Consider the following 24382-nt stretch of genomic DNA (forward strand, 5'->3'; position numbering starts at 1 on the left):
ATGTATTGAGCTCCTAGTTTTTCTAGGAGCTTTTTTTTGTTTACACGTAAGGTCTTTTCTAAATTTTCGACCTAAGTTCTATCTAATCAATTAATAAAGCAATGAATACCATCTGGATTTTGGAAGATGTAAATCTATTCAATTTACTCTGTCCGCATAAATTTAAAGAGTACAAAGCCTGTCATACTTTCGACGCCTATAAAAAAAGTGATTACATATACTTTGAAGAAGACGCTGCTAACAAGATCTATCTCATTGAAAATGGTAAGGTGAAAATTGGCTATTATAATGAAGATGGAACTGAAGTAGTTAAAGCAATCTTACGTAAAGGAGAATTGTTTGGTGAAAAGGCCATATTAGGTGAAGAAAAGCGTGATGAATTTGCACAATCACTTGACAATAGTACTTCTATTTGTCCTGTAGGTGTTGATACAATGCACGATTTAATGAGAGATAATAAAACGTTCAGTTTAAGAATATATAAGTTTATCGGATTAAAGTTTAAAAAGCTAGAACGAAGATTGCAATTACTACTATTTAAAGACTCTAAAACGAGATTGCTTGAATTTTTAGATGAGTTATGTTCAGATTATGGATATAACTGCGAGAAAACAGGTAATCAAGTTATAAAACATCCTTATACTCAAAAAGATATTGCTTCTTTAATTGGTATATCTCGCCCTACTTTAAATATTCTAATGAATGAGTTAAAAGCAGATAATTATTTAGATTTTGATAGGAAAGAAATAAGACTTTTTAAACATTCTGCTTAATTTTTTCAGTTATGTTAGATAGCTAACATTTTATCATAGGTGTGGTTTATAATTTTGAAGTAATAATAATCTTTAAAATTACAGACAATGATGAAAAAAATGTTTTTTGCAGTTTTAGCTATTGGGTTTTTAGCTACTTCATGCAGTAATGACGATGACAATTCAGGAAATTCAAATGCTGAATTAACTTTGAACTTAACAGGTTTAGAACCACTTGGTGATGATTATGTTTATGAAGGTTGGATAATTGTAGATGGTGCACCGGTTTCAACAGGTACCTTTTCTAGTGTGAATTTTCCGCAGACCTTTGATGTAGATGCAGACCAACTCAATAGTGCAACTACATTCGTACTTTCTATTGAACCAGCTATTGACCCTGATCCTGCACCAGCGCCAACTAAGCTATTAGCTGGTGATTTTACAGGTGTTTCAGCAGTGGTAAATTCTAATGGAATTGTTGGAGATTTTAGCAATGCTTCGGGTACCTATATTTTGGCGACTCCTACAGATATGGATAACGGAAATGAAGATAGTGGTGTATGGTTTTTAGACAACTCAAGTGGATCTCCAGTAACTGGTTTAACATTGCCTACGCTAGCAGATGGTTGGAAATACGAAGGTTGGGTTGTTTTTGATGGGACACCAATTAGTACAGGTACATTTAGTGATCCATCAATGGCAGATGATAATGCAGCATCTTCTATTTTTAAGGGTGATACAGGTAACGGACCTGGTTATCCAGGCGAGGATTATTTACAAAATGCTCCAGCAGGACTCACTTTTCCAACAGATTTGAGGGGAAGAACAGTTGTTGTTTCTGTTGAACCTTATCCAGATAATAGCCCAGCGCCGTTTACGTTAAAGCCATTGGCTCATATGGTTCCAGCTGGCGCAGCAACACATACAGCAATTTCAATGGGTGCAGGACCAGTTTCAACCATGTCAGGTACTGTATCTAGAAATTAAGATACTGTTTTTGATTAGATTTTTGTTGTAAATGATAAAACGTATTTTCAGTTTAGAAAATGCGTTTTATTTTTTTAATATTGAAACTTAATTTCGACTACGTATTTATGAAAAAGCATCTGACTCTAAAGAATATAGTTTTTTTGATTGTAGTGATTGTCATTATAATTCCTCAAACTAGAGAACCTCTACAAATACTTTTTCATAAAGGTTTGAGTTACATCCACCAATCTTCAATGATAGATGAATCAGAACGGGTTGAAGTGAAGCATACAAACTGGAAGTTGACTGCAGATGATGGTTCAGTTTTAAGTTTTAGTGATACTAAAGATAAAGTAGTTTTTATAAATATTTGGGCCACTTGGTGTCCACCTTGTATTGCAGAAATGCCAAGTTTACAAGAATTATATAATGATTATAAGGATAAAGTCACTTTTGTATTTCTAACAAGTGATGGATTTGATGTTGTAAAGAAATTTAAAGAAAAGCGCAACTTTGATTTTGTAGTGCACAATTCTGAAAGCATTCCAGAAGCCTTATTTACCAAATCAATACCTCGAACATTTATTATAAATAAGAAAGGTGAAATTGTGGTTGACGAATCTGGCGCTGTTGACTGGAATAGTGATACAGTAAGAAGTCAATTAAATCAGTTACTTTCGGAATAATTAAATTATTTAAAGTACTTAAAAGGGACAATTAACATTCCAAAGTTCTCACCTTTATCTTTACCTAGGTGCTTATGGTGGATTTTATGTGCACGTCTCACACCTCTTGCATATTTGTTATCAATGTTTCTTAAAATCTTAAAGCGTTGATGAATAAATATGTCATGTACCACAAAATATGCTATGCCGTATAATAATATGCCTATACCAATTGGTAAAGCGAACCAAACGCCTTGTTCACCCCACAAATAAAAGCAAGCCATACTAACAACTGCATAGAAAATAAAAAAGGTGTCATTACGTTCAAACCAGCTATCATGCTCTTTGTGATGATGATCTTTGTGTAAACTCCATAAAAATCCATGCATGATATACTTATGTGTAAACCATGCTTTGAATTCCATTATAAAAAACGTTCCTAAAAGGATTAGTATCCAATAAACGGTCTGCATCAATGTTATTTTTACAGTAAATTTAATTGATATTTCACATAACTACGCGTAAGTAGCTCAACTTTTTTGTAGTTAGGTACTCTAATTCTAGCGGATTTTATTTCTAGCGCTGGAGTGTTTCTAAGTTTTTGTAATAGTTTGTTATAATATCTGTACGCCATGAAAACACCAAAACGCGCTTCTAAAGGTAATTTCTTAATACCCTTTAAACCTTTCGCAAAGTCATTTTCAATGTCTTTTATAATTTCTGCTTTAGATGCTTCATCCAAATGATTTAAATCTGTATTCGGAAAATACGTTCGGCTTAAATCCTCAAAATCAGCTTTTAAATCTCTTAGAAAATTTACCTTTTGAAATGCTGAACCAAGACTCATTGCTGAATCTTTTAAATCTTCATACTTTTTATTATCGCCTTTTACAAAAACCTTTAGACACATTAAACCAACAACATCAGCAGATCCGTAGATATAATTTTTGTATTCTTCATCTGTTAAATAGTCTTTTTTGTGAAGATCTAAACGCATACTATCCATAAATGAATCAACAAGGTGTTTATCAATGCCATATTTATGATAAGTCTCTTGAAAAGAGTTTAATATAGGATTCAAACTAATTTTATGCTTAAGAGCACTTTCTAAATCATTTTCAAAATTCTTAAACAAGGTTTCTTTATCATAATCATGAAAAGTGTCAACTATTTCATCAGCGAATCGGACAAAGCCATAAATATTATAAATGTCTTGTCTGATACTTTCTGACAACATTTTTGTTGCCATAGAAAATGATGTAGAGTACGAATTGGTAACCAATTTGCTACATTCTCGTGATACGTTGTCAAAAATAGATTTCATTGCTTTTTTATTATCCTTACAAAAGACGAAGTTCTTGTAAGCGGTTGTTATTGTTCGTTTTTATCAATCAGCTCAGCGACTAATTTTCCTGAAATTAAAGAAGGCGGTACGCCAGGTCCAGGAACCGTCAGCTGGCCGGTAAAATAGAGACTATCTACTTTTTTACTTTTTAATTTTGGTCTTAGAAATGCCGTTTGCATTAATGTGTTTGCCATACCGTAGGCATTTCCTTTATAAGAATTATAGTCATCTATAAAGTCTTTTACGCAAAAAGATTCTTTAAAAAGTATATTGTCTTGAACCCCTTGTTGTGTTCTTACTTCAAATCTGCTGATTATAATATCAAAATACTGCTGGCGTAATTCTGGTGTATCTTCTAATCCTGGAGCAATTGGAATGAGGAAGAATCCTGTTTCGCATCCATCGGGTGCCATGCTTGTATCGGTAACAGAAGGAAAGTTAACATAAAATAATGGATTATCAGGCCATTTCGGATTATCGTATATATTTTCCGCATGAACTTCAAAATTTGTATCAAAAAACAAGTTATGATGTTCAATATTCTTTAGTTTTTTATTAAAACCAACATAAAAAAGCAAAGACGACGGCGCAAATGTCCTTTTATCCCAATAAGATTCGCTGTATTGCCTATAACTTTCATCTAAAAGCGTTTCTGAGTGATGATAATCTGCACCACTTAAAATAATGTCAGATTTTATGACTTCACCATTAACTATAATACTTGCTGCTTTGCCATTGCTTACATTAATCTTTTCAACGTTACTATTTGTTTTAATAGTAACACCAAGACTTTTCGCTAAGGCGCTCATACCTTTTATAATTTCATACATACCACCTTTTGGATGCCATGTACCCAAACCAAAGTCAGCATAATTCATAAAGCTATAAAACGATGGTGTTTGATTAGGTTTAGCCCCTAAAAAAAGAACTGGAAATTCTAAAGTAGAAATAAGTTTAGGATTTTTAAACTTTTTACGAACTTCAGAACTAATAGTTTTAAAGAAACGATCTACTCGTGTTACCGTTTCTTTAGTTACCAGTTCAAATGGCGATAAACCTGGTTTTAAAACAACTTTATTTATAGCGATATCGTAATGGTCTTGTGCTTGAGCAATAAACTTTCTGAGCGGAACTGAGCTCCCTTTCTCAATGCGTTCAAATTCTTCACAAATTTGATCCATGTGATCACCAATGGTGATAACTTCGTCAGAGAAGAAGATTTTGTACGCAGGACTTAGTTTATCTAATTGGTAATAATCACTAGTACTTTTACCAAAATCATTAAAAAACTTTTCAAAGATGTCTGGCATCCAATACCAGCTTGGACCGATATCAAAAGTGAAACCATCTTTTTTTAATTGTCTCGCTCTTCCACCAACCGTATTATTTTTTTCAAAAATAGTGACGTTGTAACCAGCTTTAGCTAGATAGCAAGACGCAGATAAAGATGAAAATCCTGAACCAATAATTGAAATCGTCTTGCTCATATATTTTTATAGCTTATCTACCAAATCACCTATCTTTTTAAATGGTGTAACTCCTTGAGGTAAGTTGTCTAAATCCATTGAGTTTAATAGATGACCTAATATCCACAGCTTAGAATTAGAACCGTTGTCTAATAATTTATTATGGAAATCATTTAGGTAGTCGTTAATGTTGTCTTTTTCTGGTTTTACTGTAAAGTAAGATACGTATGTAATGTCTTTGTAATATTTCTGTAAATCTAAAAGGCTGTCTTTTGGCACACTGAAGCCTAAGAAAATAGATTGATATCCTTTTTTGATTAATTGATAGTTCACAAACATAATTCCAAGCTCGTGTATTTCATCTTCTGGTAAGTATAACACAAAAGTCTTGGTTGAATCGTTTGTTACTTTAGGTTTAATATTTTCAGTATTAATTAGAATTTTTTGTCGAATTAATACGGTTATAAAATGCTCATGAGCAGGCGTGATTGTATCTGTCTGCCATAAAAGTCCTATTTCAGTTAACAATGGAATAAAGACATCATAAAATACGTCATCAAAACTTTTTTCTTTTAAGGCGGCATCATATGTGTTGTAAAACAACATCTGATCAAAATTTAACATTGCCAATTTAAAAGCATTGATGGTATGACTTTCCAAATTGCCTTCAGCTGCAATTTGTCTAACTAAATTTGGAATTTCCTTTTCGTCAATTTCCGCAATTTTAGATATCTTATAACCGTTTTGATTTAGGTAGCTTACATTCAATAACTTTTGAAAACTCGCTAAATCATAATATCTAATATTCGTATCAGTTCTTTTGGGTTGCAAAAGGTTATAACGTTTTTCCCATATTCTTATGGTGTGCGCCTTTATTCCTGTCAGGTTTTCTAAGTCCTTAATACTAAACTGATTCTTTATCGTGTTCATTCTTTCTGCAAAAGGGTTAAACAAAAGTACTTTATTAGCGACGAATTTACTAATAATTAACAAAATTTAAATAAAGTAATTATTGAATGGGAATTGAATTTCATCTTTAAAAAGTTTTCGACGGAATAATTAACATTTCATCGGGTTTTAACAACTTGCAATTTTATGATTGATGTGTATATTGCGTTATGCAGCATTTCAAAAGCATAGCAAACTATTGTGAGGCAATAAAAATTGCACCTTCGAGGCAACCTTTTTTTGATATTAGACGTTTTGAGGATAATATGCCAACTGTTGTTTCTAAAATGGAACCTTTTAAGCATGAGTTTTATGCTATTGCAATAAAAGTTGAGGGTTCAGGTAAGGCCATTTCTGGTCATCATACTAATTTTCCTGACGGTGCAACTGTATTTTTTAATTCACCCTTTCAAATCATTTCTTGGGATATTTTACCAGATTGGGAAGGCTATTACATTATGTTTTCTAAGGAATTTATGACTCAGTCTAAACACCTACAACAGTTACTTACTGAATTCCCGTTTTTAAAAATAGACCAATCTGTTCCGTTTGAAGTCAAACCAGAAGAAGTTTCAAAATTGTTACAAGTTTATGAAGCTATTTATGAAGAACAACAAAACTTAAAAACAGATTCATCTACAATTATTGAAGCTCAAGTTTTGGTGCTTTTAAATTATGTGAAGCGTTTTTTTAATGCTCAAGTTGAACCTAATACAGCAGAAACAGAGTTTAGAAAAGCAGATATTAATTTGTTATCACGATTTCAAACTTTGATTGAAACGAGTTTTTACGATCAGAGTTCTTCAGATAAAAGAACACATTCGCCAAGTTTTTATGCAAACGAGCTAGCAATTCATCCTAATTATTTAAATGCAATTGTAAAACAAATCACAGGTCATACAGCAAAATCTCATATCCATAACCATTTATTAAGTTTAGCAAAATCTCGACTGATGCAAACAGATATGAGTATTAAAGAATTAGCGTATTCGCTGCATTTTGATTCGCCTAATAACTTTAGTAGTTTCTTTAAAAAACAGACAGGTGAGACGCCTAATATGTTTAGGAAAAGTAATTAATGTCATTACGAAGGAGTTTGCGGCTGAAGTAATCTTTTTCCGAGAAAAATGAGATTACTTCGCTTACGCTCGTAATGATAGTTGTTTTGATTCTTTGATTTTTATACTTCTTCATTTGATTCTATAAATTCTTTCGAAGAAACCCATTGCATCTTTGTATCATCAAAAAACAGATGCAATGAAATCATTAATTATCGCACTTGCAATCACAAGTTCAACACTATTAAATGCACAACAGATGGAAGATTATAAACAGATACAAGAAGCCGTATCAAAACTATTTATCAATACAGATACTAATAATTGGGATGGAGTAGAAGCTCAATTTGCAGTTAAGGTAACTCTAGATTATTCGTCAATGACAGGAAATTCTGCTGCTGAATTAACGCCAAAAGACATCACAACTTCTTGGAAAACTGTATTGCCTGGTTTTGCAAACACACATCATCAAATAGGCAACATCATTATTGAAAGTAAAGAACGTGAAGCACATTTGTTTTGCTACGGAACTGCAACACATTACCTAGAAGATGACAACGGAAACATTTGGACTGTTGTTGGTAGTTATGATTTTGACTTAGTGAAAATTGATAACCTATGGAAGATTTCATCAATGACCTTCAACTATAAATATCAAGATGGAAATACAGCTTTGGTAACGAAAGCAATTGAAAACGTAAAAAATGATTAAAATGAGACAACTACTAATTCTTTTTTTAATGATTCTGATAAGTTCTTGCACAAATTCAGATACTGAAAAACTTCAAACAGAAATGCAACAATTAAAAGAAACACATAAAATGACAACCGAAATAGCAATAAATAACAAAGCCTCTGTAAAGGCATTTTTCAAAGCTTTAGAAGACGAAAACGCAGATGCAATTGCAAATCTCTTTGCTGAAGATGCGCAACATATTAATCCGTATCATTCAGGTTTATTTCCTGAAGGTGCCAACGGAAAAGAAGCCATAAAGAGCTACTGGGCACCAGTATTTCCTAATTTTGATAGTATGACGTTTCCAATAGAAGAATTATACGCAATGGAAGACCCAAATATGGTGTTTGTGAAATACTCAGGACACATCAAGCTAAAGAATAATGCTGGTGTTTACAGTAACGATTATTATTCAACATTTAAATTTAATTCAGAAGGAAAAATAACAGAATACGTAGAAATCTTTAATCCAATTGTTGCGGCTCGTGGCTTTGGATTAATAGATAAAATCAAATAACAATGAGAACACTTATAATAGTATTGGCATCTGTACTAGTATTAGGATGCAAGGATAACCAATCAAATCAAAACATTACAAAAAACAATACAACAGAATTAACACATAAAACAATGGAAACAATACAATTTAAAAGTGAAGGTTTAAACTTAGTAGGTAACTTATATTACCCTGAAAACTATGACGCAAATAAAACATATCCAGCAATAGTTTGTTCTGGAAGTTGGACAACTGTAAAAGAACAAATGGCAGGATTATATGCAAAACGCTTTGCTAAAGAAGGTTTTATCACCTTAGCATTCGATTTTAGAAATTATGGCGAAAGTGAAGGTGTACCAAGAGCTTGGGAAAATCCTGCTATGAAAATTCATGATATCAAAAATGCAGTAGCGTATTTGCAAACTTTATCAGAAGTTGATACAGATAACATTGGTGCATTTGGTGTTTGTGCTGGTTCAATGTACACATTAATGGCAGCTTCAGAGGATAACAATATTAAAGCAGTAGCTACAACTGCATCTTGGTTACATGATGCCGAAGCAGTGAAGTTATTTTATGGTGGTGAAGAAGGCGTACAAGGCAAAATAGAAGCTGCAAAAGCTGCAAAGAAAACCTATGCAGAAACAGGTGAGTTTACATACATCAAAGCAATTTCAACAACAGATGAAACTGCTGCAATGTTTGGTGAGTATGATTATTATTTAAATCCAGAGCGTGGCGCAATTCCGCAGTGGAGTGCAGACCAATTTGCTGTGGCAACTTGGGAAGATTGGTTGACATTAGACCCATTTCCATCAGCTAAAAATTTAGATAAGCCTTTGTTCATGGTACATAGTGATGGTTGTGTATTGCCAGATTACACAAAAAAGTACTTTGATGCTGTAGCTTCAGATGATAAAGAATTGTTTTGGGTAGATATAGAATTAGCTTCACCAATGCATCAGTTTAGTTTTTATGACCAAGAAGCAGAAGTCGTTTTAGCGGTAGATAAAACCACTAAATTTTTTAAGTCTAATTTATAATAGATTAATCAATGTTTTTAAGGGGAAATGCATTTTGCATTTCCCTTTTTTTGTTTTATAAATTCTCGAAAAGGAATTACTCAAACCTAACTTTTATCATATTTTCTTTTTATAAAGGAAGTTACCTTTATAGATGTGAATGTGTTTTACATTCATTAGCAATTTTCACTTCTTATGATTGGGGCATTCAAAATACATCAAAAGACTCAACTTCTATTAAGTTTTGCCTTGTGCCTTAATCCAATTCATTTAAAAACATCCATAAATTATGAAAGTATTCGATAATAAACACATTAAAAATGTGGCATTTGTCGGAGCCCATCGCTCTGGCAAAACCACTTTATCAGAGACCATGCTTTTTGAAGCAGGATTAATAAAGAGAAGAGGCACTGTAGAGCATCAAAATACGGTGTCCGACTATCACGACATTGAGCACCAAAGAGGTGCTTCTGTTTTTGCTACACCTTTACATACAGAATGGCGTAATTATAAAATTAATATTATTGACACACCAGGTTTAGATGATTTTATCGGAGAAATTATGTCTTCTATTCGTGTGGCTGATACTATTGTAACTGTTATAAATGCAAAACACGGCGCAGATATTGGTACAGAAATTATTTGGAATTATGTAGATAAATATCATAAGCCTACACTATTTGTAATTAATAAGATTGATAGCGAAAAAGCCAATTTTGAGACGAGTATAGAGAGTTTAAAACATATGGTTGGGAATAGTGCCGTTCTTGTACAATATCCTAAGATAATTGATGGTGCACAATGCATTATTGATGTGCTTAAAATGAAATGTTACAAGTTTGGACTAGAAGGTGGAAAACCAGAAAAATTACAAATTCCCGAAGATGAATTAGAGTATGCCAACCAATTGCATAATGAACTAGTAGAGAAAGCTGCTGAGAACGATGAAGAATTAATGGAACTTTATTTTGATAAAGGAACATTAAATGAAGCTGAGATGCGTAAAGGTATTAAGTTAGGTATGCTTAATCATGATATGTTTCCTGTGTTCTGTGTGTCTGCTTTAAAAGATATGGGAACAGGACGTTTAATGGGCTTTATTGATAATGTAGCGCCAGCTGCAGCTGATTTAAAACCAGAACAAACCATAGAAGGTGATTTAATTTCACCTACAATAGACGCAGATACATCTTTGTTTGTATTTAAAACCATTTATCAACCTAATCTAGGGCAATTAGCTTTCTTTAAAGTAATGTCTGGTGAAATAAATGCAAATGACAAGTTATATAATACTAGAACTGGTGAATTAGAGACCATCAATCAATTATTTATAATGGATGGTAACGAAAAACATAGTGTTCAGAAATTAACAGTTGGTGATATTGGTGCTACGACCAAGCTTAAATTCACTGAAACAAATGATACCTTATCATCAAAGGCGGAAAATGGAACCATAAAGCCTATAAAGTTTCCACAACCACGTGTGTTAAAATCAGTAAAATCAGCAGTCACTTCTGATGAAGAGAAATTAGCAGATGCATTACGAAAAATTCACAGTCAAGATTTAACGGTAGACATTCATTATAATACAGAAACTAAAGAGACTATTGTAGGTACACAAGGTGAATTGCATTTGGCAACACTTACCTGGATTTTAGAAAACATCTACGAGGTTCAACCTGTATTTGAAACCCCAACCATAGCGTATCGGGAGACCATACAGCGAAGTGCAAAAGCTAATTATAGACATAAAAAGCAAAGTGGTGGTTCTGGTCAGTTTGGGCAAGTGCATCTTAAAATAGAACCTTATTATGAAGGTATGCCTGAACCCGAAGGTTTCTCGATTAGAGGAAAAGAAGTAGTTGATTTACCTTGGGAAGGAAAATTAGTATTTTATAATTGTATTGTTGGTGGTGTAATAGACCAGCGTTATTTACCTTCTGTAATGAAAGGTATCCTTGAAGTTATGGAATCAGGACCATTAACAGATTCTTATGCAAGAGATATAAGAGTTATGGTTTATGACGGAAAAATGCATGCAGTAGACTCTAATGACATTTCTTTTAAAATTGCAGGTGCTCATGCGTTTAAAGAAGCCTTTTTAAATGCAAATCCAAAATTATTAGAACCTACAGAGCTAATGACGCTCCGTGTTCCAGAAGCTATGGTAGGTAATGTAATGACAGAATTACAAAGTAGACGCGCCATTATTCAAGGTATAGACACAGAGGCACATTATCAAATACTTAAATGTGTTATTCCGAGTGCAGAACTAAATAATTTCTCGAGTCAATTACGTTCAATCACTCAAGGTAGAGCGACTTATTCGAGCAAATTTGAAGCCTATAGTGCTGTGCCAACTCACATACAAAAACAAATAGTAGAATCAAAAGAAGCAGTAACAACCTAAAAACAACAAATTATGGAAAATCAAATATTATATCTAAGCGATTTAAGGTTTAATGTAGATACTTGGAAGCGTGAATTACAGTTCCATTTTAATGAAATGGATACCTTTCAAGAAAAACTTGAAGAAATAGCTAGCAGAAATCAAGATGCTTTGGTAGCTGTTAAACTAGAAGTTTTTCAGAATAGAATAATGATAGAAAAAGATGCGATTTCAAAATTAAAGCACCGTTGTCGTAATAAAATTGCTAATATTAATAATGCAGCAATTAATGAAAATATCTACGGACGTTTTCAAAATGAACAACATACTTTAAAAGAAGATATGCGCACGTATATTAAGCTTCATTACGACCTTAAAGAAGAAATGATGAATTTCTTTTTAGAAGTTTTATAATAGATGTAACTAACTGAATCTATATATAAATTTAAAGGCCATAAGCATTAGTTTATGGCTTTTTAATTTGATAAGACAAAAAACAAATTTAAAAAATGTTTTTATTACAATGTCTAGAAATTTTAATTAGTGCGCACGAGAAGATTCGAACTTCCACGACCTAAGCGGTCACTGGCCCCTCAAGCCAGCGCGTCTACCAATTCCGCCACGTGCGCGTGTGTAAACATAAAGATAAAAAAAAAGTTAAGTATAAAAACTTAACTTTTGTGACCAGGCTGGGGCTCGAACCCAGGACCCTCTCCTTAAAAGGGAGATGCTCTACCAACTGAGCTACCTGGTCATTGTTCCTTTGAACGCGGGTGCAAATATATAAGGTTTAATTAATAAAACAATACTTTTTTCATTTATTTTTTTGTTTTTTTGTTACGTAAATAGTTAGTTGTTTAATAATCAATTTTTAACGATTATGATTATAGTTTTAATAGGTTATATGGGTTCAGGAAAATCGACAATTGGAAGTCAATTGGCTGATGCACTAGAGTATAATTTTATTGACCTAGATGACTATATTTCAAGTAGCGAAGGATCATCAATTTCTGATATATTTACCACTAAAGGTGAGATTTATTTTAGAAAACAAGAACACCACTATCTCAATGAGATCTTAAGTTCTAAGGACAATACGGTTTTATCATTAGGTGGTGGTACGCCTTGTTATTATGACAATATGAGTGCAATTGCTGCAAATGCTAATGTGATCTCTTTATATCTGAAGTTAGCAATCCCTAATTTATCACAAAGGTTATTTAATGAACGTGAAAAGCGCCCATTAATTAGTCATATTCAATCCCAAGAAGATTTAACAGAATTTATAGGTAAACATCTCTTTGAACGTGTGCAATTTTACAGCCAAGCCAAGTATGTTATAAATGCAGATCAAAAAAGTATTAAGAATATTTTAGAGGAAATAATTATACTTTTAATCTAGGTAAGCCTCGTATGGTTGTTTTGACAATTGAACATGGACATGCTCGTAAAATGAAGTAGATAAAGAAATGCCTTTAAAGTCTGCTTTTACTGGATATTTTTTGTGATTTCTATTCACCAAAACCGCTGTTTTAAATTGCTTTAATGGTACATCTAAAAAGTGCTTTATCCCATAAATTAGAGTACTTCCTGAATTTAACACATCATCTACCAATACTAAAGACTTGTTAGCATACTCTTCCGATTTTATTGAGGTTTCAACAGGCTGTGTAGGTTCATTTTTATTTACTTTTACCTTACATAAGGTAGAATCAATATCAGAAATTTTATCTAATACGGCTTTCAATTTACGCGCTAGTAAGTAACCATTGTTTTCAATTCCTGCAATTATAATTTCAGACTCTTCAACATTACATTCGTATATCTGATAGGCTATACGTTTAATTTTGTGTTCTATTTCTTTGTGACTCAGGATTGAATTTTTGGTAAGCGCCATAAAATAATAATACTATCTTTTTTCAAAGATAAAAAACAGTTCCTTTCCTTCTCTTGGTTTTATAGAATTTCTTGATTTTTCAAGTGTCTTTATTCTAAATCCATTTTGAAACAGATTTTGGTATTCTTCAATACTTCCACCGAAAGGAGGACCTTCACTGGTTAATTCAAAATCGAACAAAAGTCCGACTAATTTACCATGAGATTTTAATAACTTGAGCATTTGCTCAGTATATTGCATTCTTAAATCAGGATTGAGTGCACAGAAAAATGTCTGTTCAATGATAAAGTCAAACTTATTATCTAGTTTGAAAAAATCACTGTGTAGAAGTTGAGAATCTGGGAAGTCTTCAACTCTTTGCTTTAAGTTTTTTAATGGTGACAATGCAATATCTGCAACAAAAATATTTTTAAATCCGTTGTGCCACAAATACTCAGCTTCATAACTGTTACCTCCACCAGGTATAAGAATTTTAATATTCTTGTCCTTAAGTTGATCAACATATGTTTTAATTGGGGTTGAAGGTTCGCCAATATCCCAGCCTGTTTGGTTGTTTTGATATCTTTTTTCCCAATAGTCCGAGTCTAAATTAGTCAATGTCATAAAAGTCGTCTATATCACGTCTATCTTTTTTTGTTGGCCTTCCTGTGCCTTTTTTGCGGTAATAGTCTTTACTATATTTTAAAAGCTCCTTAGCTTCGAACGCAGATTTTGGTGTGGTATCTGTTCTATAAATATCAACAAGTTTTGCACCAACTCTGTTAGGCGGAAGGTCATTAACGGTGAGTTTGTATACTATTTGATCTTTTCTTAGTTCAATTTTGTCAGTAGGATAAACTTCTCTAGAAGGTTTAACAACCGCCTCATTGACTTTTATTTGGCCTTTTTTGCAGGCATTGGTAGCTATGCTACGGGTCTTGTAGTATCTCACACACCATAAAAACTTATCAATTCTCATCAATACAATAACTTTATTGTAAAAATAGGATTAAAATAAAAAAGAGCCACAAAGGTGACTCTTTTTAATTCTTATTTAAAACTTTTAAAGTTTTACTGAAAGGCTTAAAATAAGCTGTTCTGGTCGTGTGTCTAAGCGATCGTTGACATTGATATTGTTGTTGTCAAATAATGTTGCTTCATTATTGTTGAATCCACGCTCATAACGTAGGTCTAAACCTAATTTTCCTAAGTTAAGAGCTATTCCGAAGTTAAGTCCAACAGAAAAATCATCCTGAACTTCATTTACACTTAAACCTTCAAAACCTGTGTCTAAAATATACTGTAATGATGGCCCACCAAAAACACTTACAGGTCCTAGAACTTTAAGACCAACAAGTAATGGTGCATCTAACTTAGTCAATTCAAACTCACCGCTGTTGTAGTCGCTTTTTAGTTGCGTGTAAACTAATTCTGGCTTAAAGTAAATTTGGTCACCAATTTTACCAAAAATACCAACATGATAACCTAAATTTCTATCAGGACTTTGATAGTTGTCACTGATAGAACTGAAGTAATCTCCTGTACCACCATAGTTTAGACCACCTTTGATACCGAAACCACTTCCATTTTGTGCCTGCGATAAAAACATGGCACATAAACAAAACATACTTGTAATAACTAATTTTTTCATATTATTCGTTTTTAAGATTAGGTATACAGTATCAAAAACGTTGCCAAAAGAAAATTATTTCCTTTTTATGGCTGCTTTCGCAGCTTTTTGAATAGCAGCACTATCTAAGCCATATTTTACCATCAATTGGGCTGGAGTACCAGATTCACCAAAGGTGTCATTGGTAGCAACAAACTCTTGTGGAGTAGGATTATGTTTCGCTAAAACTCTGGCAACACTTTCACCAAGACCACCAAGATAATTATGCTCTTCAGCAGTAACAATACATCCAGTTTTTGCAACTGAATCTAAAATAGCTTTATCGTCTAATGGTTTAATTGTGTGGATATTTATAACTTCAGCAGAAATGCCTTCTTCATGAAGTGCTTTTGCAGCCTCTAAAGCTTCCCAAACTAAGTGACCAGTAGCAACAATAGTTACATCATCACCTTCTGTTAATTGTACAGCTTTACCAATTTCAAAAGTTTGGTCTTCAGGTGTGAAGTTAGCAACTTTTGGTCTACCAAATCTTAAATATACTGGTCCGTCATGCTCTGCAATGGCTAATGTTGCAGCCTTAGTTTGATTAAAGTCACAAGTATTAATCACAGTCATGCCAGGTAACATTTTCATAAGACCAATGTCTTCAAGGATTTGGTGGGTAGCACCATCTTCACCTAAAGTAACTCCAGCGTGTGAAGCACAGATTTTTACATTCTTACCTGAGTATGCAACACTTTGTCTAATTTGGTCATAAACTCTACCTGTCGAGAAATTAGCAAAAGTACCGGTAAAAGGAATCTTACCTCCAATAGTCATACCTGCAGCAATACCAATCATATTGGCCTCAGCGATACCAACTTGAAAAAAACGTTCAGGATGATTTTCTTTAAATTCATCCATTTTTAGTGAGCCAGTTAAGTCAGCACAAAGTGCTACTACATTTTCGTTTTTCTTTCCAAGTTCTGTTAATCCAGCACCAAAACCTGAGCGTGTATCTTTATTTCCTGTGTTTGTATATGTTTTCATTTTTTTCTTGAGATTGAAGATTAATAATCACCTAAAGTTTCGGCATTTTGAGCAAGACCTGTTGCTAATTGCTTATCATTAGGGGCTTTTCCGTGCCAAGCATGTGTGTGCATCATAAAATCTACACCATTACCCATCACAGTTTTTAAAAGTACACATACTGGTTTGCCATTACCTGCCAAAGATTTAGCTTCTGACATTCCTTTAAGAATAGCTTCAACGTTATTACCTTCTTCAATATCAACAACAGTCCAACCAAAAGCTTCAAACTTAGCTCTTAAGTTGCCCATAGGTAATACGTTGTCTGTAGAACCGTCAATTTGTTGACCGTTAACATCGATAGTAGCAATAAGGTTATCAACTTTATTACCAGCGGCATACATTACAGCTTCCCAGTTTTGTCCTTCTTGTAACTCACCATCACCGTGTAAACTATAAACGATATGGTCGTCGTTATTTAATTTTTTTGCTTCAGCAGCACCAATGGCTACTGACATTCCTTGTCCTAATGAACCCGAAGCAATTCTTACTCCTGGTAAGCCTTCATGTGTTGTTGGGTGACCTTGTAATCTAGAATCAATTAATCGAAATGTATTTAATTCATCAACCGGAAAATATCCAGATCTTGCTAATACACTGTAATACACTGGTGAAATATGTCCGTTAGACAGGAAGAATACATCTTCACTAATCCCGTCCATATCAAAACCTTCCTTGGTTTCCATAATTTCTTTGTAAAGTGCTACAAAAAATTCGGCACAACCTAACGAACCTCCAGGATGACCAGAGTTTACTTTATGTACCATTCGCAAAATGTCTCTACGAACTTGCGTTGTTAAATCTTCTAATTGTTGAATGTTTGGCATTTTGATTTGCTTAAATTAATGCTGCAAAAATAGCCCTTTTATGCAGTCATGCAAAGGCTTGACAATTTCATTTATCAACGATTTTGATGAATTGCTAACAATTTTAATTTTAATTAAGAGCGGTTTGCAATTGAGTTATTTATATTTGCCACCAGACTAAATTTTTCATGGATTTTAATTGCATAGCAAAAGATAAGGGAACCAAGGCTAGAGCTGGTAAAATAACAACGGATCATGGGGTTATTGAGACACCTATTTTTATGCCCGTTGGTACTGTAGCTTCAGTAAAAGGTGTGCACCAAAGAGAATTAAAGAATGATATCAATCCAGATATAATTCTTGGTAATACATACCATTTGTATTTAAGACCTCAAACACCAATCCTAGAACAAGCAGGTGGTCTTCATAAATTCATGAATTGGGATAGAAATATTCTAACAGATTCGGGTGGTTATCAAGTATATTCTTTATCAGCAAATAGGAAAATTAAAGAAGAAGGTGTTAAGTTTAAGTCACATATAGATGGTAGTTACCACGTATTTACACCAGAAAATGTGATGGAAGTTCAACGTAGTATCGGAGCAGATATTATCATGGCTTTTGATGAATGTACTCCATATCCATGCGATTACCAATATGCGAAGCGTTCTATGCATATGACCCATCGTTGGTTAGAACGTTGTTTAACGCACCTTAAAAAAACACCGTTTAAATATGATTATGAACAGACGTTTTTTCCAATAGTTCAAGGAAGTATTTATAAAGACTTGCGACAACAATCTGCCGAATATATCGCTAATGTTGGGGCAGAAGGGAACGCTATTGGCGGATTGTCTGTAGGTGAACCAGCAGAGGAAATGTATGGTATGACCGAAGTAGTTTGTGATATTTTACCAGAAGATAAACCAAGGTATTTAATGGGTGTTGGTACTCCAATCAATATTTTAGAAAATATTGCGTTAGGTGTAGATATGTTTGACTGTGTTATGCCAACTAGAAATGCTAGAAATGGAATGCTGTTTACTGCACAAGGAACCATTAACATAAAAAATAAAAAATGGGCTGATGACTTTTCTCCTATCGATGAAATGGGAATTACTTATGTTGATTTGGAATATAGTAAAGCCTATTTAAAACATTTGTTCTCAGTTAATGAGATGCTAGGTAAACAAATTGCAACAATTCATAATCTAGGTTTTTATTTATGGTTGGTAAGAGAGGCTAGAAAACATATCATTACTGGAGATTTTAGATCATGGAAAGACATGATGGTTAAACAAATGGATAAGAGGTTGTAATCGGTGAAGATATTAGATTGGTACATACTTAAGCGTTATCTATTTACATTTTTAATGATGTTATTACTGTTTATACCAATAGGTATAACAGTTGATCTTGCTGAGAAAGTTGGGAAGATGATAGAAAACAAAGCACCATTTGGTGAGATTGCACTTTATTACGTCAACTTTACGATCTATTTTGCAAACCTGCTTTTTCCTTTATTTTTATTTCTTTCGGTAATCTGGTTTACATCAAAACTGGCCAACAACACTGAGATTGTAGCTTTTTTGAGCTCAGGCGTATCATTTACGAGATTCTTGAGACCCTATATAGTTGGTGGTGTTATTGTAGCCTCATTTGCGTTGTTTCTTGGAATGTACTTAGCACCAATTGCAAGTCAAGGCTTTAATGAATTTAAGTTTAAATACCTTAAGAAGGGAAGAAAGCTTCAAGATACAGATGATGTCTTTCAACAAATCAATGATAATGATTATATCTATGTCAGTAGCTTTATTCCTAAACGACAATTAGGGACGAATTTTACATTAGAACATGTGGAAGGTAATGAGTTGAAGTATAAAATCTTTGCAGATAATATAAGGTTTGTAGAAAAAGATAGTACATATCGATTAACATCGTATGTGAAAAGAACTTTTAAAGATGGGATAGAATTTGTACAAAAGCAACGAAGAAAAGATACCATATTTCCATTTGAGCTAGAGGATTTGGCACCTGTTCAGTATGCTGCTGAAACAAAATCTTATGGCGAACTTTTAGACTTTATTGAAGATGAGAAAAGACGCGGTTCAAAAAATATTGGTAGGTATGAAGTTGTTAAGTTGAAAAAATGGAGCATACCTGTGTCTATCTTTATTCTGACTATTATTGCAGTTGCAGTATCTTCCATCAAACGACGTGGAGGAATGGGAATTAATCTTGCTTTTGGTATAGCGATAGCAATGATATATGTGTTCTTTGATAAAATCTTTGGCGTTATGGCTTCTCAATCTAGTTTCGACCCTATTCTAGCTGTATGGTTGCCTAATATTTTATTTGGTATTTTAGCTGTTTATCTTCTGCAAAATGCCAAACGCTAAACTAAAGCATTACCTTCATTTACATCTACTTGTTTTTATTGCAGGTTTTACGGCCATTTTAGGAAAGAAAATTTCCATTGGTTCAAGTCCTTTAGTTTGGTATAGAATGGTGATTGCAGCCATTTTAATGTTCCTTTTTATAAAACTTACTAAGATAAATATAAAGGTTTCTAAAAAAGCTATACTACAATTTTCGGCAGCAGGAATAATTATAGCTTTACATTGGGTCACTTTTTTTGAATCAATAAAACAATCAAATGTTTCAATTGCGCTAGCCATGTTTTCCTCTGGTGCTTTTTTTGCCTCATTTATAGAGCCTATTTTTTTTAAACGTAGAATACAAGCATATGAGATAATTTTTGGAGTAGTTGTTGTTTTAGGAGTTTCATTAATTTTGAATAGCGAACTCAAATATATCAATGGGATTGTTTTAGGTTTACTATCGGCACTGTTTTCAACCTTATTTGCGGTAGTAAATGGGCGTTTTATAGAAAGGCATAAAGCAACTGTAATATCTTTTTATGAGTTTATTAGCGGAGTGTTGTTTTTGACTGTATTTATATATTTTTCAGGGACCAATTTTGATGAACGTTTCTTTTTACTCTCAAATGAAGATTGGATATACCTTTTTATTCTGGCTTCAGTTTGCACAGCTTACGCATTTATAGGTGCTGTAGAGGTGATGAGATACATTAGCCCATTTACTGTAATCCTGAGTTATAATCTCGAACCGGTTTATGGCATTATTCTAGCATTGATATTCTTTCCAGAATCTGAGAAAATGTCACCTCAATTTTATATCGGTGCACTAGTTATAATTGTTACTTTAATACTTGATGCGTTGTTCAAAAATTACAAGCGACGAAAACAGAAAACTTCAAGTATAACCAATTAAAGTTTTTATATTTGCATCTACTAACTAAACAAATTAATTTCAAATTGTATGGAATATTTAGAGTTTGAATTACCTATTAAAGAGCTTGAAGAACAACTAGATAAGTGTCAGATTATTGGCGAAGAAAGTGATGTAGATGTCAGTGAAACTTGCAAGCAAATTGAGAAGAAATTAGCAGAAACTAAGAAAGAAATATATAAAAATCTTACAGCTTGGCAACGTGTACAATTGTCTCGTCATCCTAATAGACCTTATACTTTAGATCATATTCAAGCCCTATGTGGTGATACTTGGTTAGAATTACATGGTGATAGAAATGTTAAGGACGATAAAGCAATGATCGGTGGACTTGGTAAGATTGGCGATCAATCTTACATGTTTATTGGTCAACAGAAAGGTTACAATACAAAGACAAGACAATATAGAAATTTTGGGATGTCAAATCCTGAAGGCTATCGTAAGGCATTAAGACTTATGAAATCTGCAGAAAAATTTGGTATTCCCGTAGTGACTTTAATTGACACTCCAGGTGCTTATCCAGGTTTAGAAGCTGAAGAACGTGGTCAAGGTGAAGCTATCGCTAGAAATATCTTAGAAATGTCGCGTCTTAAAGTACCAATAATTACTGTTATTATTGGTGAAGGTGCATCTGGTGGTGCTTTAGGTATTGGTGTAGGAGACAAAGTAATGATGTTAGAAAATACATGGTACTCTGTTATTTCTCCAGAGTCTTGTTCTTCAATTTTATGGAGAAGTTGGGAGTATAAAGAACAAGCTGCAGAAGCATTAAAACTTACAGCCAAAGATATGAAGCGCATGAAGTTGGTAGATCAAATCATTAAAGAACCTCTTGGTGGTGCTCATACAAATAGAGAAAAAACATTTGATGCAGTTAAAGATGCCATAGTGAAATCATACGAAGAACTTAAAAACTTATCACCAGAAGAGTTGGTAGAAAATCGTATGAATAAATATGATCAAATGGGAGTCTATAAAGACTAATTCCCCTAAACATAAGCAACTTAAAAAACTGAAGTTTTTAGCTTCGGTTTTTTTTGTCGCTATTAACAATATTTTTAAGTTATTAACAGTTAGATTGTTAAAGACCTGTTGAGATTGAACACATACAATCTGCAGTTTATGTTAACTATTTAGCTACTTTCGTAAACTATGAAACAACCAAATCCCGTACAAGGTTACAAGGTAGATAAAAGCGCACTTATAAGTTTAGAAAAAGGAAAGATACCTCCGCAAGCAATTGATTTAGAGGAAGTTGTGTTGGGAGCTATGATGATTGATAAAAGAGGTGTCGATGAAGTTATTGATATCTTAAGCCCTGAAGCATTTTACAAAGAGGCGCACAAACACATATTTGAGGCTATTTTTAAATTGTTTGAAAATAGTGAGCCAATTGACTTATTAACCGTTTCAACACAATTAAAGAAAGATGCAAAGCTAGATGTAATAGGTGGTGATTTTTACCTCATTTCTTTAACACAAAGAGTATCATCTTCGGCACATATAGAATTCCATGCACGTATTATTCTTCAGAAGTATATTCAGAGAAGTTTAATAAAGATTTCAAACGAAATTATTGAAGAGGCCTACGATGAGACTAAAGATGTTTTTGATCTTTTAGATAATGCTGAGGCAAAGTTGTATGAGGTGACTCAGGGAAATGTTAAAAAGTCAACTGAGACAGCTCAGAGTTTGGTGATTAAGGCTAAGAAAAAGATTGAAGAAATATCAAATAAAGAAGGTTTAAGTGGTATACCAACAGGATTTACTAAGCTAGATAAGTTAACTTCTGGTTGGCAACCAAGTGATTTAATCATTGTTGCTGCACGTCCAGGTATGGGTAAAACAGCTTTAACATTAACTATGGCGAGAAATATTGCTGTAGATTTCAATCAACCCGTAGCATTCTTCTCTTTAGAGATGTCATCTGTTCAGTTAATAACACGTTTAATTTCTTCTGAAACAGGTTTGTCTTCTGAAAAGTTAAGAACAGGTAAACTTGAAAAACATGAATGGGAACAACTAAATGTTAAGGTAAAGACACTAGAGAAAGCACCTTTATATATTGATGATACACCATCACTTTCCATATTCGATTTAAGAGCAAAAGCACGTCGTTTAGCTTCACAATATGGCATAAAAATGATTATGATAGATTACTTGCAGTTAATGACCGCTGGTGGAAGTCAAAAAGGTGGTAACCGTGAGCAAGAAATTTCTATGATTTCACGTAACCTAAAAGCTCTAGCAAAAGAATTAAATGTACCTGTAATAGCCTTATCTCAGTTATCGCGTGCGGTTGAAACTCGTGGTGGAAGTAAACGTCCTTTATTATCCGACCTTCGTGAATCTGGTGCAATTGAGCAAGATGCCGATATTGTAAGTTTTATCTACAGACCAGAGTATTATAAGATTGATGAATGGGATGATGAAGAACGTTCTCCAACTGAAGGTCAAGGAGAGTTTATTGTTGCTAAGCATAGAAATGGTGGTTTAGAAAATATTAGGTTGAAGTTTATTGGTCATCTTGGTAAGTTTGATAATCTCGATGATTTTGACACGCCATTTGGTGAGTTCCATTCTAAAATGAATGCAGCCGCTAATGACGATACATTTAAGCCGAGCAACTTCCCTGATCCAACAGATGCATTTGGAGCACCAGAAGATGATGATGTTCCGTTTTAATAACTTTTTTTGTAGTAGGTATTTACCTTTTCATGTATCTTTGCGGCTCGCTATTTGAAAGAGAACTAATTCATGCTAAATCAAACACGTACAACAAATATTTTGTTGTTAATCATTGTAATACCTCTAGTATTTTATTTACTTAAAATACTATCCTTCATTTTTATTCCATTGATTCTTTCAATGTTTATAGCATTGTTGTTTTTACCAATAATGCGTTGGTTTGGGAGACGAAACGTGCCTAAAGCAATAAGTATCATTTTTGTATTGTTATTAGTTTCTTTAAGTGTTTGGTTAGGTGTAGAATTAATTCAATTATCTAGTAGAGAGATTTTAGCTACGCAGTCAGAGTTTTTTCCAATGGCTGAAGAGAAAATAGCTGATTTAAAACTGCATTTATCTGAAAGTTTCGGTATTACCTTTAGTGAAGATAAAAACTTCATAGGTCAATTTTTTGAGAAAGATAATATAGGTAGCACCTTGGGATTTGTGAGAACCTTTTTTACCACACTATTGATGACTGCGTTTTTTGTGGTATTATGGTTGGCTGAATCTATAAACGTTCATAAGCTTTTAAATAACACTATTTTAAAACAAAAGCATACTTCTATTAAGGCATTTATGAAAATTGAAAAAGACTTAATAAAATTCATAAAGGTTAAGTTTTTAGTCAGTGCCTTAACAGGCTTGTTTACTGGTTTAATGTGTGTATTCTTTGACGTGAGTTTCCCAATTTTTTGGGGCTTATTTGCCTTTGCAATAAATTTTGTGCAGATGGTTGGATCATTCATTGCGGTAATTTCATTATCAACATTCGCTTTAGTTGAGCTAGATCCAACAAGTACTTTGTTCTTCTTCATTTTATCTATAACTATGGTTCAAGTTGTGTTTGGTGCAATTTTAGAACCTGTTTTCATGGGTAAATCGTTTTCTATAAATATTATTGCTGTCCTCGTCATGCTGATGTTTTGGGGATTTTTATGGGGCATTCCAGGATTAATTATGGCAATTCCTATTACGGTTTTTATTAAGATTATCCTCGAGCAGTTCGAAAGCACTAAAATTATTGCCAGTTTACTTTCTGGTAACGAGACCAAACTTCAATAAACTTCTACATTCTATAATTACTATTTTAAGTATCTTTCAACATAAAGATTTT

The 24382-nt window shown here is 33.3% G+C and carries 26 protein-coding genes and 2 tRNA genes; 16 read left to right on the forward strand and 12 right to left on the reverse strand.

What is annotated here, in order from left to right; all coding sequences use genetic code 11:
- Positions 1-101: 101 nt before the first annotated feature.
- The 3 genes from HRU50_RS02095 (at position 102) to HRU50_RS02105 (ending at position 2407) form a co-directional block, all read left to right on the forward strand.
- Positions 102-773: a Crp/Fnr family transcriptional regulator gene (locus HRU50_RS02095; RefSeq protein ID WP_296347644.1), complete on the forward strand. Its 672-nt coding sequence runs from the start codon at positions 102-104 to the stop codon at positions 771-773.
- A gap of 87 nt (positions 774-860) precedes the next feature.
- On the forward strand, positions 861-1739 hold the full coding sequence (locus HRU50_RS02100; protein ID WP_296347646.1) for an anti-sigma factor: 879 nt from the start codon (positions 861-863) through the stop codon (positions 1737-1739).
- A gap of 107 nt (positions 1740-1846) precedes the next feature.
- Entirely contained in the window at positions 1847-2407 is a 561-nt protein-coding gene (locus HRU50_RS02105) for a TlpA disulfide reductase family protein (protein WP_296347648.1), read from the forward strand.
- 5 nt (positions 2408-2412) lie between these two features.
- Here the strand turns inward: HRU50_RS02105 and HRU50_RS02110 are convergent, their stop codons facing one another.
- From HRU50_RS02110 to HRU50_RS02125, 4 genes are read right to left on the reverse strand one after another with little or no spacing between them, the layout of a single operon-like run.
- The gene (locus HRU50_RS02110; protein WP_296347651.1) at positions 2413-2859 is read right to left on the reverse strand and encodes a sterol desaturase family protein; all 447 of its coding nucleotides are present in this window, start codon (positions 2857-2859) and stop codon (positions 2413-2415) included.
- An 11-nt stretch (positions 2860-2870) separates the two neighbouring features.
- A complete protein-coding gene (locus HRU50_RS02115) occupies positions 2871-3710 on the reverse strand; it encodes a phytoene/squalene synthase family protein (RefSeq protein WP_296347653.1) in 840 nt (279 codons plus the stop codon).
- A 47-nt stretch (positions 3711-3757) separates the two neighbouring features.
- Positions 3758-5218: an NAD(P)/FAD-dependent oxidoreductase gene (crtI, locus tag HRU50_RS02120; RefSeq protein WP_296347654.1), complete on the reverse strand. Its 1461-nt coding sequence runs from the start codon at positions 5216-5218 to the stop codon at positions 3758-3760.
- Between the two features lie 6 nt (positions 5219-5224).
- Positions 5225-6127 carry a MerR family transcriptional regulator gene (locus tag HRU50_RS02125; protein ID WP_296347656.1) on the reverse strand — a complete coding sequence of 301 codons (903 nt, stop codon included), beginning with the start codon at positions 6125-6127 and terminating at the stop codon, positions 5225-5227.
- A gap of 188 nt (positions 6128-6315) precedes the next feature.
- On the opposite strand from HRU50_RS02125, the gene HRU50_RS02130 reads away from it, so the two are divergent.
- From HRU50_RS02130 to HRU50_RS02155, 6 genes are all read left to right on the forward strand, one after another.
- Positions 6316-7224, forward strand: a complete 909-nt coding sequence (locus HRU50_RS02130; RefSeq protein WP_296347658.1) for an AraC family transcriptional regulator — start codon at positions 6316-6318, stop codon at positions 7222-7224.
- Between the two features lie 178 nt (positions 7225-7402).
- Complete coding sequence (locus HRU50_RS02135) at positions 7403-7915, forward strand: nuclear transport factor 2 family protein (protein WP_296347660.1); 513 nt, start codon at positions 7403-7405, stop codon at positions 7913-7915.
- A gap of 1 nt (position 7916) precedes the next feature.
- Positions 7917-8456 carry a nuclear transport factor 2 family protein gene (locus HRU50_RS02140; protein ID WP_296347662.1) on the forward strand — a complete coding sequence of 180 codons (540 nt, stop codon included), beginning with the start codon at positions 7917-7919 and terminating at the stop codon, positions 8454-8456.
- Between the two features lie 2 nt (positions 8457-8458).
- Positions 8459-9478 carry an alpha/beta hydrolase gene (locus tag HRU50_RS02145; protein WP_296347664.1) on the forward strand — a complete coding sequence of 340 codons (1020 nt, stop codon included), beginning with the start codon at positions 8459-8461 and terminating at the stop codon, positions 9476-9478.
- Between the two features lie 268 nt (positions 9479-9746).
- Entirely contained in the window at positions 9747-11867 is a 2121-nt protein-coding gene (locus HRU50_RS02150) for a translation factor GTPase family protein (protein WP_296347666.1), read from the forward strand.
- Between the two features lie 12 nt (positions 11868-11879).
- Positions 11880-12260 carry a hypothetical protein gene (locus tag HRU50_RS02155; protein WP_296347668.1) on the forward strand — a complete coding sequence of 127 codons (381 nt, stop codon included), beginning with the start codon at positions 11880-11882 and terminating at the stop codon, positions 12258-12260.
- 130 nt (positions 12261-12390) lie between these two features.
- On the opposite strand, the gene HRU50_RS02160 is transcribed toward HRU50_RS02155, so the two are convergent.
- Together HRU50_RS02160 and HRU50_RS02165 are read right to left on the reverse strand one after the other, a co-directional pair.
- Positions 12391-12475 (reverse strand) — tRNA-Leu (locus HRU50_RS02160).
- Between the two features lie 52 nt (positions 12476-12527).
- Positions 12528-12600, reverse strand: a tRNA-Lys gene (locus tag HRU50_RS02165).
- Positions 12601-12726: 126 nt separating this feature from the next.
- On the opposite strand from HRU50_RS02165, the gene HRU50_RS02170 reads away from it, so the two are divergent.
- Positions 12727-13248: a shikimate kinase gene (locus HRU50_RS02170; RefSeq protein WP_296347670.1), complete on the forward strand. Its 522-nt coding sequence runs from the start codon at positions 12727-12729 to the stop codon at positions 13246-13248.
- Here HRU50_RS02170 and HRU50_RS02175 read toward each other — a convergent pair.
- The 6 genes from HRU50_RS02175 to HRU50_RS02200 all read right to left on the reverse strand — a co-directional run bounded on the left by HRU50_RS02175 (position 13240) and on the right by HRU50_RS02200 (position 17247).
- Complete coding sequence (locus HRU50_RS02175; RefSeq protein ID WP_296347671.1) at positions 13240-13743, reverse strand: phosphoribosyltransferase domain-containing protein; 504 nt, start codon at positions 13741-13743, stop codon at positions 13240-13242. The two genes, HRU50_RS02170 and HRU50_RS02175, sit on opposite strands and share 9 nt — an antisense overlap.
- A gap of 12 nt (positions 13744-13755) precedes the next feature.
- Entirely contained in the window at positions 13756-14346 is a 591-nt protein-coding gene (locus HRU50_RS02180) for a methyltransferase domain-containing protein (RefSeq protein WP_296347674.1), read from the reverse strand.
- A complete protein-coding gene (locus HRU50_RS02185) occupies positions 14333-14701 on the reverse strand; it encodes a S4 domain-containing protein (RefSeq protein WP_296347676.1) in 369 nt (122 codons plus the stop codon). Before HRU50_RS02185 ends, HRU50_RS02180 begins: the two co-directional genes overlap by 14 nt.
- Before the next feature lie 84 nt (positions 14702-14785).
- A complete protein-coding gene (locus HRU50_RS02190; RefSeq protein WP_296347678.1) occupies positions 14786-15373 on the reverse strand; it encodes an outer membrane beta-barrel protein in 588 nt (195 codons plus the stop codon).
- Between the two features lie 54 nt (positions 15374-15427).
- A complete protein-coding gene (locus HRU50_RS02195; RefSeq protein WP_296347680.1) occupies positions 15428-16381 on the reverse strand; it encodes a transketolase C-terminal domain-containing protein in 954 nt (317 codons plus the stop codon).
- A 20-nt stretch (positions 16382-16401) separates the two neighbouring features.
- Positions 16402-17247 (reverse strand): transketolase, encoded by an 846-nt coding sequence (locus HRU50_RS02200; RefSeq protein ID WP_296347682.1) that lies wholly within the window; start codon positions 17245-17247, stop codon positions 16402-16404.
- Between the two features lie 167 nt (positions 17248-17414).
- On the opposite strand from HRU50_RS02200, the gene tgt reads away from it, so the two are divergent.
- The 6 genes from tgt to HRU50_RS02230 all read left to right on the forward strand — a co-directional run bounded on the left by tgt (position 17415) and on the right by HRU50_RS02230 (position 24330).
- Positions 17415-18545: a tRNA guanosine(34) transglycosylase Tgt gene (gene tgt, locus HRU50_RS02205; RefSeq protein WP_296347684.1), complete on the forward strand. Its 1131-nt coding sequence runs from the start codon at positions 17415-17417 to the stop codon at positions 18543-18545.
- Positions 18546-18548: 3 nt separating this feature from the next.
- On the forward strand, positions 18549-19625 hold the full coding sequence (locus HRU50_RS02210; RefSeq protein ID WP_296347686.1) for an LptF/LptG family permease: 1077 nt from the start codon (positions 18549-18551) through the stop codon (positions 19623-19625).
- Positions 19612-20520 (forward strand): DMT family transporter, encoded by a 909-nt coding sequence (locus HRU50_RS02215; RefSeq protein ID WP_296347689.1) that lies wholly within the window; start codon positions 19612-19614, stop codon positions 20518-20520. Before HRU50_RS02210 ends, HRU50_RS02215 begins: the two co-directional genes overlap by 14 nt.
- Positions 20521-20568: 48 nt before the next feature.
- Positions 20569-21522: an acetyl-CoA carboxylase carboxyltransferase subunit alpha gene (locus tag HRU50_RS02220; protein WP_296347691.1), complete on the forward strand. Its 954-nt coding sequence runs from the start codon at positions 20569-20571 to the stop codon at positions 21520-21522.
- A gap of 168 nt (positions 21523-21690) precedes the next feature.
- Positions 21691-23223: a replicative DNA helicase gene (gene dnaB / locus HRU50_RS02225; RefSeq protein ID WP_296347693.1), complete on the forward strand. Its 1533-nt coding sequence runs from the start codon at positions 21691-21693 to the stop codon at positions 23221-23223.
- Between the two features lie 72 nt (positions 23224-23295).
- Complete coding sequence (locus HRU50_RS02230; RefSeq protein ID WP_296347695.1) at positions 23296-24330, forward strand: AI-2E family transporter; 1035 nt, start codon at positions 23296-23298, stop codon at positions 24328-24330.
- The last annotated feature ends 52 nt before the right edge of the window (positions 24331-24382 follow it).

Source organism: Winogradskyella sp. (assembly GCF_013213835.1).
Classification (GTDB): domain Bacteria; phylum Bacteroidota; class Bacteroidia; order Flavobacteriales; family Flavobacteriaceae; genus Winogradskyella.

What these genes read in the sequence shown, in the direction of transcription:
- HRU50_RS02095 (WP_296347644.1), top strand. Translation starts at nt 102, where the DNA reads ATGAATACCATCTGGATTTTGGAAGATGTAAATCTATTCAATTTACTC.
- HRU50_RS02100 (WP_296347646.1), top strand. Translation starts at nt 861, where the DNA reads ATGATGAAAAAAATGTTTTTTGCAGTTTTAGCTATTGGGTTTTTAGCT.
- HRU50_RS02105 (WP_296347648.1), top strand. Translation starts at nt 1,847, where the DNA reads ATGAAAAAGCATCTGACTCTAAAGAATATAGTTTTTTTGATTGTAGTG.
- HRU50_RS02110 (WP_296347651.1), bottom strand. Translation starts at nt 2,859, where the DNA reads ATGCAGACCGTTTATTGGATACTAATCCTTTTAGGAACGTTTTTTATA.
- HRU50_RS02115 (WP_296347653.1), bottom strand. Translation starts at nt 3,710, where the DNA reads ATGAAATCTATTTTTGACAACGTATCACGAGAATGTAGCAAATTGGTT.
- crtI (WP_296347654.1), bottom strand. Translation starts at nt 5,218, where the DNA reads ATGAGCAAGACGATTTCAATTATTGGTTCAGGATTTTCATCTTTATCT.
- HRU50_RS02125 (WP_296347656.1), bottom strand. Translation starts at nt 6,127, where the DNA reads ATGAACACGATAAAGAATCAGTTTAGTATTAAGGACTTAGAAAACCTG.
- HRU50_RS02130 (WP_296347658.1), top strand. Translation starts at nt 6,316, where the DNA reads ATGCAGCATTTCAAAAGCATAGCAAACTATTGTGAGGCAATAAAAATT.
- HRU50_RS02135 (WP_296347660.1), top strand. Translation starts at nt 7,403, where the DNA reads ATGAAATCATTAATTATCGCACTTGCAATCACAAGTTCAACACTATTA.
- HRU50_RS02140 (WP_296347662.1), top strand. Translation starts at nt 7,917, where the DNA reads ATGAGACAACTACTAATTCTTTTTTTAATGATTCTGATAAGTTCTTGC.
- HRU50_RS02145 (WP_296347664.1), top strand. Translation starts at nt 8,459, where the DNA reads ATGAGAACACTTATAATAGTATTGGCATCTGTACTAGTATTAGGATGC.
- HRU50_RS02150 (WP_296347666.1), top strand. Translation starts at nt 9,747, where the DNA reads ATGAAAGTATTCGATAATAAACACATTAAAAATGTGGCATTTGTCGGA.
- HRU50_RS02155 (WP_296347668.1), top strand. Translation starts at nt 11,880, where the DNA reads ATGGAAAATCAAATATTATATCTAAGCGATTTAAGGTTTAATGTAGAT.
- HRU50_RS02170 (WP_296347670.1), top strand. Translation starts at nt 12,727, where the DNA reads ATGATTATAGTTTTAATAGGTTATATGGGTTCAGGAAAATCGACAATT.
- HRU50_RS02175 (WP_296347671.1), bottom strand. Translation starts at nt 13,743, where the DNA reads ATGGCGCTTACCAAAAATTCAATCCTGAGTCACAAAGAAATAGAACAC.
- HRU50_RS02180 (WP_296347674.1), bottom strand. Translation starts at nt 14,346, where the DNA reads ATGACATTGACTAATTTAGACTCGGACTATTGGGAAAAAAGATATCAA.
- HRU50_RS02185 (WP_296347676.1), bottom strand. Translation starts at nt 14,701, where the DNA reads ATGAGAATTGATAAGTTTTTATGGTGTGTGAGATACTACAAGACCCGT.
- HRU50_RS02190 (WP_296347678.1), bottom strand. Translation starts at nt 15,373, where the DNA reads ATGAAAAAATTAGTTATTACAAGTATGTTTTGTTTATGTGCCATGTTT.
- HRU50_RS02195 (WP_296347680.1), bottom strand. Translation starts at nt 16,381, where the DNA reads ATGAAAACATATACAAACACAGGAAATAAAGATACACGCTCAGGTTTT.
- HRU50_RS02200 (WP_296347682.1), bottom strand. Translation starts at nt 17,247, where the DNA reads ATGCCAAACATTCAACAATTAGAAGATTTAACAACGCAAGTTCGTAGA.
- tgt (WP_296347684.1), top strand. Translation starts at nt 17,415, where the DNA reads ATGGATTTTAATTGCATAGCAAAAGATAAGGGAACCAAGGCTAGAGCT.
- HRU50_RS02215 (WP_296347689.1), top strand. Translation starts at nt 19,612, where the DNA reads ATGCCAAACGCTAAACTAAAGCATTACCTTCATTTACATCTACTTGTT.
- HRU50_RS02220 (WP_296347691.1), top strand. Translation starts at nt 20,569, where the DNA reads ATGGAATATTTAGAGTTTGAATTACCTATTAAAGAGCTTGAAGAACAA.
- dnaB (WP_296347693.1), top strand. Translation starts at nt 21,691, where the DNA reads ATGAAACAACCAAATCCCGTACAAGGTTACAAGGTAGATAAAAGCGCA.
- HRU50_RS02230 (WP_296347695.1), top strand. Translation starts at nt 23,296, where the DNA reads ATGCTAAATCAAACACGTACAACAAATATTTTGTTGTTAATCATTGTA.